At 57.6% G+C, this 13,507-nt stretch carries 11 protein-coding genes; 2 read left to right on the forward strand and 9 right to left on the reverse strand.

Translation table 11 applies throughout. The features are described 5' to 3' along the window. Positions 1–13 precede the first annotated feature (13 nt). From KGP24_RS07650 to poxB, 4 genes are all read right to left on the reverse strand, one after another. Positions 14–1,027, reverse strand: a complete 1,014-nt coding sequence (locus KGP24_RS07650) for an NAD(P)-dependent oxidoreductase (protein ID WP_223562899.1) — start codon at positions 1,025–1,027, stop codon at positions 14–16. A gap of 91 nt (positions 1,028–1,118) precedes the next feature. Next, a complete protein-coding gene (locus KGP24_RS07655) occupies positions 1,119–2,555 on the reverse strand; it encodes an SDR family oxidoreductase (RefSeq protein WP_223562900.1) in 1,437 nt (478 codons plus the stop codon). Positions 2,556–2,565: 10 nt separating this feature from the next. Next, complete coding sequence (ltaE, locus tag KGP24_RS07660) at positions 2,566–3,567, reverse strand: low-specificity L-threonine aldolase (protein WP_223562901.1); 1,002 nt, start codon at positions 3,565–3,567, stop codon at positions 2,566–2,568. 38 nt (positions 3,568–3,605) lie between these two features. After that, entirely contained in the window at positions 3,606–5,324 is a 1,719-nt protein-coding gene (poxB, locus tag KGP24_RS07665) for a ubiquinone-dependent pyruvate dehydrogenase (protein WP_023310968.1), read from the reverse strand. 151 nt (positions 5,325–5,475) lie between these two features. On the opposite strand from poxB, the gene KGP24_RS07670 reads away from it, so the two are divergent. Then, positions 5,476–5,910 (forward strand): DoxX family protein, encoded by a 435-nt coding sequence (locus KGP24_RS07670; protein WP_223562902.1) that lies wholly within the window; start codon positions 5,476–5,478, stop codon positions 5,908–5,910. A gap of 59 nt (positions 5,911–5,969) precedes the next feature. Here KGP24_RS07670 and hcr read toward each other — a convergent pair whose 3' ends face one another. From hcr to aqpZ, 4 genes are all read right to left on the reverse strand, one after another. Beyond that, positions 5,970–6,938 carry an NADH oxidoreductase gene (gene hcr, locus KGP24_RS07675; RefSeq protein WP_223562903.1) on the reverse strand — a complete coding sequence of 323 codons (969 nt, stop codon included), beginning with the start codon at positions 6,936–6,938 and terminating at the stop codon, positions 5,970–5,972. A 10-nt stretch (positions 6,939–6,948) separates the two neighbouring features. Beyond that, the gene (gene hcp, locus KGP24_RS07680; RefSeq protein WP_223562904.1) at positions 6,949–8,601 is read right to left on the reverse strand and encodes a hydroxylamine reductase; all 1,653 of its coding nucleotides are present in this window, start codon (positions 8,599–8,601) and stop codon (positions 6,949–6,951) included. 144 nt (positions 8,602–8,745) lie between these two features. Then, on the reverse strand, positions 8,746–9,645 hold the full coding sequence (locus tag KGP24_RS07685) for a lysine exporter LysO family protein (RefSeq protein ID WP_223562905.1): 900 nt from the start codon (positions 9,643–9,645) through the stop codon (positions 8,746–8,748). A gap of 179 nt (positions 9,646–9,824) precedes the next feature. After that, positions 9,825–10,520: an aquaporin Z gene (aqpZ, locus tag KGP24_RS07690; protein ID WP_223562906.1), complete on the reverse strand. Its 696-nt coding sequence runs from the start codon at positions 10,518–10,520 to the stop codon at positions 9,825–9,827. Positions 10,521–10,809: 289 nt separating this feature from the next. Between aqpZ and KGP24_RS07695 the strand changes: the two genes are divergently transcribed. Further along, positions 10,810–12,468 (forward strand): ATP-dependent endonuclease, encoded by a 1,659-nt coding sequence (locus tag KGP24_RS07695; protein WP_223562907.1) that lies wholly within the window; start codon positions 10,810–10,812, stop codon positions 12,466–12,468. On the opposite strand, the gene KGP24_RS07700 is transcribed toward KGP24_RS07695, so the two are convergent. Next, a complete protein-coding gene (locus KGP24_RS07700; protein WP_223562908.1) occupies positions 12,465–13,421 on the reverse strand; it encodes a VirK/YbjX family protein in 957 nt (318 codons plus the stop codon). The genes KGP24_RS07695 and KGP24_RS07700 overlap by 4 nt on opposite strands. Between the last annotated feature and the right edge of the window lie 86 nt (positions 13,422–13,507).

Below are 13,507 nucleotides of genomic sequence, written 5' to 3' on the forward strand. Positions count from 1 at the left end.
CCGTGAATTAAGGCTATCGGTGCAACTTCCCGTGATCCCGCAGCCACGCCGCCGTGCGCGTAATCCCTTCATCCAGCGTCACGATCGGTTTGTACCCAAGCTCGTTCTCCGCCCGCGAAATATCCAGCGTGAAATCAAAGTTAAGCTTCGATACGCCGTAATGCGTCAGCGCAGGCTCTTTGGCCGATTTACTGCCAAAACGCTCCATGCTGCGGGCAATCATATCCAGCATTGGGTAAGGGACTGAACGGATGCGGCAGTCGATCTGCAACTCATCAATTAAGCGCTTCACAATGCTGCGCAGCGTGCAGGGTTCGCCGTTCGTGATGTTGTAGGCGCGACCGGAGATCAGCTTATCGCAGTCCGGCTGGCTTGCCAGCCACATGGCGTGAACGGCATTTTCGTAATAGGTCATATCCACCAGCGCATCGCCGCCGCGCGGCAGCAGCACGCTGCCGTAGTGGTGCATCATCTGCGCCAGACGCGGAATAAACACTTTGTCGTGCGGCCCGAACAGGCTCTGCGGACGCAGCACGGTAAAGCGGGTATGCGGGTTTGACTGCGCCAGCAGGTCAATGACCTCTTCGCTGGCCGCCTTGCTGCGGGCAAACTCACAGGCAAAGCGGGCAGGGCGGAAATCTTCCTGCACGTCACGATGGTGGTGATAGTCGAAATAGAGCGATGGTGACGAGATATGAATAAAGTTACGCACGCCCCAGGCGACGGCCCATTCGCCCAGACGGCGGGTTGCCCGCACGTTGGCGAGATAGAAGGCTTCCTGCGTGCCCCACGGGGAGGTGAAACTGGAACAGTGCCACAGCGTGTCGATACCGGCGAGCATCACTTTCGCCTGAGAGGACACCAGCTCCGTCAGGTCAGCATGGACGAACTCTGCGCCCATTTTTTGCAGCAGTTTTCCCATCGCTTCGTTGCGACCGGTAGCCCTGACGCTAATGCCCTTGTTGCGCAGAAATTCGACCGCATTTCGGCCTAAGCCGCTGGTCGCCCCGGTAACCAGTACCTTCATATCAATCCACTGTGTTGAAAAGAATTTCGTGCGCATTCTTTCGTGAATTACGGCGCTATGCAATGGGAAAGGTGAAAGAAAGAGTGTTTTATTAACTTATTTTCATCTTTTTTTCTGCCCGTTGCGCAATGCGTTTCGCCATTCCCCGGAAGATAAACAGGTGGGCGGGGATCATCAACAGCCAGTAGAACAGACCCGGCATTCCGTGCGGATGCCACCAGGCGCGGACGTCCAGCTCACGACGATCGCCTTTGTCTTTGAGGGTAAAGCAGAGTCGGCCCAGCCCCGGGGCTTTCATACCGAATAGCAGTGCCAGCTGTTTTTCCGGCTCGACGATGATCACCTTCCAGCTGTCTACCGTGTCGCCCACCTCAAGATACGGGCGTGCCGGGCGGCCTTTCGCCAGCCGGTGGCCCACCAGCAGGTCCATCGCCCCACGCGTTTGCCAGAGGATATTACCGAAGAAATAACGTTCCTTGCCGCCAATCTGGTTCACTACCTCCCACAGATCTGCAAGGCTGGCAGAAGTCTTCACCGTGCAGCCCGCCTGTTTTGGGTAATACCCGTACTCCGGCCGCCAGCGGGCAAACGCCTGGGCGTCGTAGCCCCAGTCGCTGGAGTTCACCAGCTGCTCTTCCTCTTTCAGCGTATTGCGCACGGCATCATCAAAGCGGATCAGGTCCTGGGGAATGAGTGCCCGCAGCGCGCGATCGTCCGCCAGTAAATCGTGTTTGAGTCCCTGGATCAGCGCCTTGGCGGTCGTCGGCGGCACGGAGGTGATCACATTCAAAAACCACACCGAAATCCAGCGGGTCGGGAAGGGGATGGGGATTAGCCAGCGGCGGCGGCCGCTGACGCGCATGAAATGTTCGAACTGCTCCTGATAGCTCAGCACTTCAGGGCCAGCCGCCTCCAGCACGCGGTGTTGCTCCGCCGGATGATCCAGCAGGGCCACCAGATAATGCAGTAAATTCTCCAGCGCAATCGGCGTGGTGCGCGAACGCACCCAGCGCGGCGGCGTGAGTACCGGCAGGTTGTAGACCATATCGCGCATCACTTCGAAGGCGGCGGAGCCTGCGCCGACGATGATCCCGGCGCGCAGTTCGGTAACAGGGATAGTGGCGCCGCGCAGGGTTTCAGCCGTCAGCTGGCGGGCACGAAGATGATCGGATTGCTCGTGTTCAGGCGCCTGAAGCGAGCTTAAAAAGATCACCTGCTTCACCGGGGTTTGCAGCAGGGCATCGCGGACGTTCATCGCCACCTGTCGCTCGTGGGCGATAAAATCCCCGCCTTCGCCCATGCTGTGTACCAGGTAGTAAAGGGTGTCGACCCCTTCCAGCAGCGCGGGAAGCTCCTTCGGCCAGTTGAGGTCAACGTTGTGACAGGTAACCCCGGGCAAACTGAGTTTTTGCAGGCGTTCGGTGTTGCGTGCCGCTGCCAGCACCTGGTGTCCCTGCTGGCTCAACGCCACGGTGAGATGCTGACCGATGTACCCGCTGGCGCCGAGCACCAGAATTCGTTGCGGCACGTAATGCTCCTTATCGCTGTAAAAACGCCTGCCAGTGTTTCACCACGTCCACCAGCTGTTCGCGGCTCACGTCAAGATGCATGACCAGGCGCACGACCGGTGAGGCGTTGATCAGCACGCCACGTGATTTCATAAATTCACCCAGCGCAGCGGCGTGGTTATCGCCCACGCGAACGAACAGCATGTTGGTGTCGTGACGCATCACGTCGGCACCAATCTCGCGCAGCTGCGCCGCCATCCACGCGGCGTTGTCGTGATCGTCCTTCAGGCGCGCCACGTTGTTTTTCAGGGCATATAGCCCGGCAGCCGCCAGAATACCCGCCTGACGCATGCCGCCGCCGGTCATTTTGCGCCAGCGGTTGGCGCGCTTGACGTAGTCCGCATTGCCCACCAGCAGGGAACCTACGGGCGTTCCCAGCCCTTTTGAGAGGCAGATGGTGAACGAGTCGCAGTATTGCGCAATCTCTTTCAGCTCGCAGCCATACTCCACCACGGCGTTAAAGATACGCGCGCCGTCAACGTGCAGGCCGAGCCTGCGCTCGCGGGTGAATTCCCACGCTGCTTTCAGGTACTCGCGCGGCAGCACTTTGCCGTTGTGGGTGTTTTCGAGGCTGAGCAGCCTGGTGCGGGCGAAGTGAATATCGTCGGCTTTGATTTTCGCCGCGACTTTATCGAGCGGCAGGGAGCCGTCCGGCGCGGCGTCAATCGGCTGCGGCTGAATGCTGCCGAGCACGGCGGCACCGCCTGCTTCGTAGAGGTAGTTATGCGCGCCCTGGCCGACAATGTACTCTTCACCGCGCTCGCAGTGGCTGAGCAGCGCGACCAGGTTGGCCTGCGTACCGGTTGGCAGGAACAGGGCGGCCTCCTTGCCGCTCAGTTCAGCCGCGTAGCGCTGCAGTTCGTTGACCGTCGGGTCATCGCCGTAGACGTCGTCCCCGACCGGGGCGGCCATCATCTCTTCGAGCATGGCGCGGCTCGGGCGGGTTACGGTATCACTGCGTAAATCAATCATTTCACATCCCTTTAATTTAAGAGGTCATGCGAAATGTTTTACCTGAGCCAGTTGGTTTTTGCCAGTTCGATCACCTCGTCACCGCGACCGCTGATGATGGCGCGCAGCATATAGAGGCTAAAGCCTTTGGCCTGTTCCAGCTTGATCTGCGGCGGGATCGCCAGCTCTTCTTTGGCGACGACAACATCCACCAGCACCGGGCCGTCGATGGAAAAAGCGCGCTGCAGGGCTTCATCCACCTCTGAGGCTTTCTCCACGCGAATACCGGTGATGCCGCAGGCCTCGGCGATGCGGGCGAAGTTGGTGTCGTGCAGCTCGGTGCCGTCCGTCAGGTAGCCTCCGGCCTTCATCTCCATCGCCACGAAGCCCAGCACGCTGTTGTTGAAGACCACGATTTTCAGCGGGAGCTTCATCTGCACCACCGACAGGAAGTCCCCCATCAGCATGCTGAACCCGCCATCGCCGCACATCGCCACCACCTGACGCTCCGGCGCCGTCGCTTTTGCGCCCAGTGCCTGCGGCATGGCATTGGCCATCGAGCCGTGGTTAAACGAGCCGAGCAGGCGGCGCTTGCCGTTCATTTTCAGATAGCGGGCCGCCCAGACGGTTGGCGTGCCCACGTCGCAGGTGAAGATGGCATCGTCGTCAGCGAAATGGCTGATCTGCTGCGCCAGATACTGCGGGTGAATGGCTTTGTCGCTCGGTTTGGCGAGGTCGTCCAGCCCCTTGCGGGCATCGCGATAATCGCTCAACGCCTTATCAAGGAACTTGCGATCGGTTTTCTCTTCCAGCAGCGGCAGCAGGGCGGCAAGGGTGGATTTGATGTCGCCCACCAGCGCCATATCGACCTTGCTGTGTGCGCCAATGCTGGCCGGGTTGATATCAATCTGAATGATTTTCGCATCCGTCGGGTAAAACGCGCGATACGGGAACTGGGTACCCAGCAGGATCAGCGTGTCGGCGTTCATCATGGTGTGGAAGCCGCTAGAGAAACCAATCAGCCCGGTCATCCCCACATCAAAGGGGTTGTCGTATTCGACGTGTTCTTTGCCGCGCAGGGCGTGGACAATCGGCGCTTTTAGCTTACCCGCGAATTCAAGCAGCTCCTTGTGGGCGCCCGCGCAGCCGCTGCCGCACATCAGGGCGATATTGCTGGAGTAGCGCAGCAGCTGCGCCAGCTTTTTCAGCTCCTCTTCAGCAGGCGTAACGACGGGCTGCGGGGCGTGATACCAGTGGGTGCTGGCCCCTTCCGGCGCGGCCTTGAGGGCTACATCGCCCGGGATGACGACCACAGAAACGCCGCGGTTCAGCACGGCCTTGCGCATGGCGATCGCCAGCACCTGCGGGATCTGCTCCGGGGATGAAACCAGCTCGCAATAGTGGCTGCATTCACGGAACAGCTCCTGCGGATGCGTCTCCTGAAAATAGCCGCTGCCGATTTCGGAAGAGGGGATATGGGCGGCAATGGCCAGCACCGGCACGTGGTTACGGTGACAGTCGAACAGGCCGTTGATCAGATGCAGGTTACCCGGCCCGCACGAGCCCGCACAGACGGCCAGCTCCCCCGTGAGCTGTGCTTCAGCGCCTGCGGCGAAGGCGGCAACCTCTTCATGGCGGGTAGGCATCCATTCGATGGTTTTCATCTTATTGAGGCTGTCGCTAAGTCCGTTCAGGGAATCGCCGGTCACGCCCCAGATACGTTTCACGCCAGCCTGTTCGAGCGTTTTCGCTATATATGCAGCCACGGTTTGTTTCATGGTTTTCCGTCTCCTTTTTGTGATATCGCTTACAAGCTTAGAAGAAAGTCTCCGTATTGCCCGTCGCATTCCCCCAATTAAAAGGTGCTTTTCACGCGCAATTATTCGGCATAATCTGGTGGTATCTCAGTTAAAACAGGAATCATTTCAAATGGTTAAATCATTGTTAATTGCTGTTAATGAAAAGCTATCGTGCGACGATCTTGGCAAACTCTTGTTACGACTTGCCGTCGGCGGACTGATGCTCTTTCACGGTTTGCACAAGCTTTTTGGCGGCGTGGGGTTTATCAGCGGCATGCTGGTGGAAAAAGGGCTGCCGGGATTTATCGCCTACGGCGTGCTGGTTGGCGAAGTGGTGGCACCGATCCTGATTATTGTCGGGCTCTTTACGCGTCCGGCCGCGCTGGTGCTGGCCTTTACGATGATTGTGGCGTGGCTGATGGTGGGAATGGGTGAAACGCTCGCCCTCGATAAGGTAGGCGCATGGGCGATTGAAAGCCTGGTGTACTTCTTTATCGGCTCGCTGGCTGTCGCGTTTTTAGGGGCCGGGCGGTTTGCGCTGGGTAAAGGTCCTGTGTGGCGGTGAGGATAACAAAAGCCCGGTGGCGCTAGCGCTTACCGGGCCTACGATTGAACGTTTACCGTTTATGCGAGGACCAAATCCCCTTGCGGGTGGCACGAACATGCCAGCACGTAACCCTCGGCAATTTCCGCGTCGGACAGCGTCATGGTGCTGGTGACGGTATACTCCCCGGAAACTACCTTCGTCTTACAGCAGCCGCACACGCCCGCACGACAGGCAGCCACTACCGGCACCTTGTTGCTTTCCAGAGCCTCAATCAGCGTTGTCCCCACGCGGCCAAAGAAGCTTTGCGCAGGCTGCAGTTTGGTGAACTTAATCCCACTGGTCGCCGCTTCCGCCACCGGCGTGAAGAACTGCTCTTTGAAGAAGCGGGTCACGCCAAGCGCTTTCACTTCCTTTTCCACGATATCCATGTACGGCGCCGGTCCGCATGTCATCACGGTGCGGTTCGCAACATCCGGCACGCATTGCAGCAGTTCGCGGCTTAGGCGACCGGGCACAAAGCCGTGGGTCGCGTTGTGCTCAGCCACCAGCGTCACCGGATAATCACGCCACTCCCCGGCAAAAATCACATCTTCCGGGGAACGCACGCTGAAGATCGCCTGCACGTCGGCCTGCGGGCGATTTTTCGCCAGCCAGCGGCGCATCGACATAATTGGCGTTACGCCACAGCCTGCCGCCAGCAGCAGGAATTTATCGTCTGCTTTGTCGTCACAGGTGAATTCCCCCTGCGCGTCTGACAGCCAGATGTAATCCCCGCGCTTCACGTCCCGCGTCAGCCACTGGGAGCCCGCTCCGTCGTCAATGCGGCGGACGGTGAGCGTAATGTACTCGCTCACGCCCGGCGTGGAGGAGATCGTGTAGGCGCGCAGGGTCTCCGCCGAGTTGCGAACGCTCACCAGCGCATACTGGCCTGCACGATACGGATAGTAGTCATGGCACAGCAACGACAGCGTCCACACATCCGGCGTCTCCTGATGGATGTGATGAACCTGCATCCGCCACGGACATTGTGAGGTTGGCATGGTCATGAATCACTCCTTACGCGCTTAGCAGCTGCTTCATATCATCTTCAACGTTGGTCACGGAACGCAGGCCGAATTTCTCGTTCAGCACCGCCAGCAGGTCCGGCGTCAGGAAGCCAGGCGCGGTAGGACCGGTCACGATGTTGGTGACGCCGAGAGAGAGCAGGGTCAGCAGGATGACAATCGCTTTCTGCTCAAACCATGACAGCACCAGCGACAGCGGCAGGTCGTTCACGCCGCAGCCCAGTTTCTCCGCCAGGGTGACTGCCAGAATGATGGCCGAGTAAGCATCGTTACACTGGCCCGCATCGATCAGGCGCGGCAGACCTTCGATGTCGCCGAAATCCAGCTTGTTGAAACGGTATTTGCCGCACGCCAGGGTCAGGATCAGGCAGTCTTCCGGCACGCTGGTGGCGAAATCGGTGAAGTAGTTACGCTCGCCGCGCGCGCCGTCGCAGCCGCCGACGAGGAAGATGTGGCGCAGCTTTTCACGGCTGACGAGATCGATCAGCGAATCAGCGGCACCCAGCAGGGTTTCACGACCGAAGCCGACGGTGATCAGGTGTGGGATCTCGCTGTACGGGAAGCCCGCCATCTGCTGCGCCTGGACGATAACCGGCCCGAAATCGTCGCCTTCAAGATGGCTCACGCCCGGCCAGCCGACGATGCTGCGCGTCCAGATGCGGTCGTCATACGCGCCGACGGTAGGGTCGATTATGCAGTTAGAGGTCATCACGATAGGGCCAGGGAAACGGGCGAACTCAACCTGCTGGTTCTGCCAGCCGCTGCCGTAGTTACCGATCAGATGCTTAAACTTGCGCAGCTCCGGGTAGCCGTGCGCCGGCAGCATTTCGCCGTGGGTATAAACGTTAACGCCGGTGCCTTCGGTTTGCTTCAGCAGGTTGTAGAGATCTTTCAGGTCGTGACCTGAAATAAGGATGCACTTGCCTTCGGTCGCCTTGACGTTGACCTGCGTTGGCGTCGGGTGGCCGTAGGTGCTGGTTTCACCGGCATCCAGAATGCTCATCACTTTGAAGTTCATCTGGCCGATTTCCATTGAGCACTCCAGCAGGGCATTCATATCGGCAGGCCAGGTGCCCAGCCACGCCATGATTTTGTGGTACTGGGCGTAGATGTCGTTGTCGTACTGACCTAGCACGTGTGCGTGCTCCATATAGGCCGCAGCGCCCTTCAGCCCGTAAAGGCACAGCAGGCGCAGGCCGAGAATGTTCTCGCCAATTGCCGCTTTGTCTTTGTTTGGGGTGAATTCTGCCGCCTGACGCTGCAGGTCACCCAGATCGTCGCTCACCAACTGCAGTTCGGACATCGGGTTTTCCACCCGGGCGCTGGCGTCCGCCTTCAGGCACTGTGCTTTCAGCGCTTCACGCAGGGCAATCGCTTCGCGGGCGTAGCCGACAATGCGCGGAGAATCGAAGTTAACGTTGGTCAGCGTGGAGAAAAACGCGCGTGGAGCGAAGCTGTCGACGTAGTGATCGACAATGCCGTATTCACGGGCTTTGAAAGCCCATGCGGAAAGGCCTTGCAGAGCCGCAATCAGCAGGTCCTGCAGGTCAGATGTTTCTGCGGTTTTGCCGCACATACCCTGTGCGTAAGAGCAGCCATTGCCTGCCGGAGTACGGATGGTTTGTTCACATTGCACACAAAACATAATCACACCTGTTAAACTTATATTTAATATACATGTTTAAGGTTATGCCTGTGCCAGAACGGTGAAAAGGGCTTTCTGCTACAAAATAGAGGGAGATTGATTTAGCGCAATTTTGGCGGCAGGAAAACTACCGCCAAAGAAGTATCAGGCAGAGAAGAAGGCCATCATGACCGGAACCAGAAGACTTAAAATAAAGCCGTGAACGATAGCCGCGGGCACCATCTCCAGCCCTCCGGAGCGTTGTAATACCGGCATGGTAAAGTCCATCGACGTTGCGCCGCACAGGCCCAGCGCGGTAGAGCGACTGCGGCGAACCAGGCTCGGGATCAGCATGATGGCAATCAGCTCGCGCGCCAGATCGTTAAAGAAGGCGGCGCTGCCGATTACCGGGCCGAATGATTCGGTCAGCAGAATACCGGAAAGGGAATACCAGCCAAAACCTGACGCCATCGCCAGGCCGGTTTTCAGCGGCAGATCGAGAATAAGGGCATTAATGACTCCCGCCACCATTGAACTGGCGACAACAATCACGGCAACCATCATTCCCCGACGGTTGAGGACAATTTGTTTCAGCGTCATGCCATTATTTCGCAGCTGAATACCGATCAAGAACAGCAGGAAGATCAGCGTATACTCACTGGCCTCTGTCGCGTGCTGTAAAAATGCCCAACCGGTCAGTCCAAGAAGAAAACCGAGCACCACGACGCCGCATAATTTTAATGATTCAAGCGCCATTGCAATTCGTGAAGGGAGTTTTTCCTGATGATGGTGATTTTTCCATGGAATAGTGCGTTCCAGCCAAAGCAGCGCGGCAATATTGCACAGCAAAATAACCACCACGGTGACGACAGAATAATGGAGGATAGACAGTAAATTCGCCGACAGGTTATCCAGGAAGGCCAGGCTTATCCCCATAAAGAAAAGAATGACGTAAACAATCCAGCTGAGAAAACGGTTGATTAACCGTAATGCAGATTCCTGACGCAGCGGGATAAGGTAGCCCGCAATCAGGGGCGGCAGAATAATGAGGAGTCCTGAAAACATGAACAGCCGGTCCTTTTGAGTATCTGTTGAGCGCCAGAGACACTACCCAATAAAGGCTGTCAGGTAAAGGAACAATAAAAAAGCCGGGTGGCGTTACGCCTTACCCGGCTTGTGTCTATCTGGGGTGTGCGGCCTGTTGCCCTCACCCCGGACCTCTCCCAAAGGGAGAGGGGGAAAGATTAATCGCGTTTTTCCAGCAGGGTGCGATACAGCACGCCGCCCAGGATACCGCCGATAATTGGCATCACCCAGAACAGCCACAGCTGCTCAAGCGCCCAGCCGCCCTGGAAGATGGCGACGGCGGTGCTGCGCGCCGGGTTAACGGAGGTGTTGGTCACCGGGATTGAGATCAGGTGAATCAGCGTCAGCGCCAGACCAATGGCGATTGGCGCGAAGCCTGCAGGTGCGTATTTGTCCGTTGCGCCGTGAATAACCAGCAGGAAGCCCGCGGTCAGCACAATTTCAATCACGATGGCAGACAGCATGGAGTAGCCGCCTGGAGAATGTTCTCCGAAGCCGTTAGAGGCAAAGCCGCTGGCTGCGGCGTCAAAGCCTGCTTTGCCGCTGGCAATCACGTACAGAACACCTGCCGCAATAATACCGCCAACCACCTGCGCCACAATGTAGCCAATCACGTCTTTAGCCGGGAAACGGCCGCCTGCCCATAAACCTAACGTCACTGCCGGGTTAAAATGGCCGCCGGAAATATGCCCCACGGCAAATGCCATGGTTAATACGGTTAAACCAAACGCCAACGCGACGCCGACAAAACCAATGCCTAATTCCGGGAATGCCGCTGCCAGCACTGCACTACCGCAGCCGCCAAATACCAGCCAGAATGTACCAAAACATTCTGCCGCTAATTTTCTAAACATAACCACCTCAAAATAATTATCCGCACGCTTTCCCGCGCGGGATATTTCGCCATAAAGGGATGACGACTCAAAGAGCCTGTATTTTAGAAACCATCAACACCCCTTCGCCACTTAAATAAATTCGATTAATTTGATTTAAGGCAATGTGATGTCAATCCTTGTTCAAATCAGCGGTAAATAGAGCATAGACCAATTCTCGCAAGGATGAATGTTGTGCTGTCGTGCCTGGGTTCCTGCCGCTATACTGCTGATAACTTAAAGGAAAAAGTGGTCATTTGGCGGGGGATTTATGCTTCTCGAACGTGTGGAAATTGTTGGCTTTCGCGGTATTAACCGCCTGTCGCTGCAGCTGGAGCAGAACAACGTCCTGATCGGCGAGAACGCGTGGGGTAAGTCCAGCCTGCTGGATGCGCTGACGCTACTGCTTTCGCCCGAAGACGATCTGTATCACTTCGTCCGCGACGATTTCTGGTTTCCCCCCGGCGACGTGACGGGGCGCGAGAAGCACCTGCATATCATCCTGACGTTCCGTGAATCCGAGCCCGGACGTCACCGCGTGCGTCGTTTCCGCCCGCTGTCACCCTGCTGGGTGCCGTGCGATGACGGTTTCCACCGGATATTCTATCGGCTGGAAGGGGAGATGGCGGAAAATGAGGGGGTCCTCACCCTGCGTGATTTTCTCGATGAGAAAGCCAACCCGATCCCGCTGGACAATATCGACGACCTGGCCCGTCACCTGATCCGCCTGACGCCGGTGCTGCGCCTGCGCGATGCGCGCTTTATGCGCCGTATTCGTAACGGTACCGTACCCAATATGCCGGAAGTGGAAGTCACCGCCCGCGAGCTGGATTTTCTGGCAAGAGAGCTGGTGTCGCGTCCGCAAAATCTTACCGATGGTCAAATCCGTCAGGGGTTGTCCGCGATGGTACAGCTCCTGGAGCACTATTTTTCCGAGCAGGGAACGTCACAGTCCCGCCATCGTCTGATGCGCCGCCGCTCTCATGATGAGCAGCGAAGCTGGCGTTATCTCGACATTATTAACCGGATGATCGACCGGCCCGGTGGTCGTACCCATCGGGTGATTTTGCTGGGGCTGTTTTCAACGCTTCTGCAGGCCAAAGGCACCGTTCGTCTTGACCGGGACGCCCGGCCGCTGCTGCTGGTTGAAGATCCGGAAACGCGCCTGCATCCCATCATGCTCTCCGTGGCATGGCATCTGCTGAATCTGCTGCCGCTCCAGCGCATTACGACCACCAATTCCGGGGAGTTATTATCGCTGACGCCGGTAGAACACGTCTGTCGCCTGGTGCGTGAATCCTCCCGCGTCACTGCTTTCCGCCTTGGGCCTGGCGGTTTGAACGCGGAAGACGGGCGGCGCATCGCGTTTCATATTCGCTTTAACCGGGCGTCGTCGCTCTTTGCCCGCTGCTGGCTGCTGGTGGAGGGGGAAACGGAAACCTGGGTCATCAACGAGCTGGCGCGCCAGTGCGGCCACCATTTTGATGCGGAAGGCATTAAGGTGATTGAATTCGCCCAGTCGGGATTAAAGCCGCTGATAAAATTTGCCCGCCGGATGGGGATCGAGTGGCACGTGCTGGTAGACGGTGATGAGGCGGGTAAAAAATATGCCTCGACCGTGCGTAGCCTGCTGAATAACGAGCGCGAGGAAGAGCGCGACCATTTAACCATGCTCCCCGCGATGGATATGGAACACTTTATGTATCGTCAGGGGTTCGACGACGTCTTCCACCGAATTGCCATGGTGCCGGTCGATGTCCCGATGAACATGCGGCGCGTGATCGCCAAAGCCATTCATCGTTCGTCAAAACCGGATTTAGCCATTGAAGTGGCGACGGAAGCAGGGAGGCGGGGCGTGGAGGCGGTGCCGGCCCTGCTGCGGAAGATGTTCTCCCGCGTGCTGTGGCTGGCACGCGGGAAAGCGGATTAGCGTTGGGTTGCCTGTTTCACCTGCTGAATCAGGCTATCCAGCAGCGCGTAGCGGCGGCGATATTCGGAACGCTTTTTGCTCGCGATCTCTTCCATCGGTTTACGCGGCATGACGAGCGGCAGCATAAAGTTACCGTTGTCCTGCTTTTCACCGCCGAGGGAGGTCCAGAAACTGTCGTAATCGGCCAACAGTTTCCCCTCTTTTTTCTTGCGGTAGCGCCAGCTGCGATAAATATGGGTATCGTTACTGACGGCGACAATTTGCTCTACCGGGAACGCGGCGCCGAGCGTCATGGCGGCCTCGACCAGCAGACGTTTCGGGAACAGGCCATGGCAGGCTTTCGTCGCACCCTGGATCAGCTCATGGGGAACATGCGCTTTTGCGCCCTGCAAACCGCCAATGAACAGCGTCGATTTTCCCTCAAACTGGCACAGCGTAAAGGTCATCTCCGCCAGCGCCGTATTTTGACTGTCACAGAAAACGAGGGTAGCTTCTCCCTCTTTATCCATAAACGCGTCGGCACACAGGCGGACGGTAAATTGCTGTTCATCTTTTCCGATTATGGTCAGCAGGGTCACGCCCTGCTTTGAAAGATAGCCACTAGTCAGCGTAGCCGGCAGCTGGCGACACATCATCTGATAGTGCCAGGCAAGCGATTCCAGCGCACGCTGTCGATCCATATTGACCGTCAACCACGGACGATGAAGGCGGCAGGGCAGCCCCGGCTGAACCTGGAGCATTTGCATCAGGTGCGGATGCCTGGCAAGCTCAGACAGCAGACGCGCGGTGCTAAGCGGTGTCGCCAGTGAACGCAGCATGAACTTACGTCGGTAGGCGGTTTTTTCCCATGCCAGCCCGGGCGCGATCTCACCGAAAGCCAGGTTTTTGAAAAGCTGCCAGCCGGATTTTGGCTGCGGCAGGTTTGAAAGTGAGGTATCGACGATAGAAGACATGATAGATCCTGATCCTTTTGGAATATCGCTATTTCAACAGGGGAAATGTCAACGTCTCGTAAACAAATTAGGGCGATTTCGGATAA

This window comes from Enterobacter sp. JBIWA008, from assembly GCF_019968765.1.
In the GTDB taxonomy this organism is placed as follows: domain Bacteria; phylum Pseudomonadota; class Gammaproteobacteria; order Enterobacterales; family Enterobacteriaceae; genus Enterobacter.

Coding starts and splice junctions, on each gene's coding strand:
- KGP24_RS07650 (WP_223562899.1), bottom strand. CDS start 1,027: ATGAAGGTACTGGTTACCGGGGCGACCAGCGGCTTAGGCCGAAATGCG.
- ltaE (WP_223562901.1), bottom strand. CDS start 3,567: ATGATTGATTTACGCAGTGATACCGTAACCCGCCCGAGCCGCGCCATG.
- poxB (WP_023310968.1), bottom strand. CDS start 5,324: ATGAAACAAACCGTGGCTGCATATATAGCGAAAACGCTCGAACAGGCT.
- KGP24_RS07670 (WP_223562902.1), top strand. CDS start 5,476: ATGGTTAAATCATTGTTAATTGCTGTTAATGAAAAGCTATCGTGCGAC.
- hcr (WP_223562903.1), bottom strand. CDS start 6,938: ATGACCATGCCAACCTCACAATGTCCGTGGCGGATGCAGGTTCATCAC.
- hcp (WP_223562904.1), bottom strand. CDS start 8,601: ATGTTTTGTGTGCAATGTGAACAAACCATCCGTACTCCGGCAGGCAAT.
- KGP24_RS07685 (WP_223562905.1), bottom strand. CDS start 9,645: ATGTTTTCAGGACTCCTCATTATTCTGCCGCCCCTGATTGCGGGCTAC.
- aqpZ (WP_223562906.1), bottom strand. CDS start 10,520: ATGTTTAGAAAATTAGCGGCAGAATGTTTTGGTACATTCTGGCTGGTA.
- KGP24_RS07695 (WP_223562907.1), top strand. CDS start 10,810: ATGCTTCTCGAACGTGTGGAAATTGTTGGCTTTCGCGGTATTAACCGC.
- KGP24_RS07700 (WP_223562908.1), bottom strand. CDS start 13,421: ATGTCTTCTATCGTCGATACCTCACTTTCAAACCTGCCGCAGCCAAAA.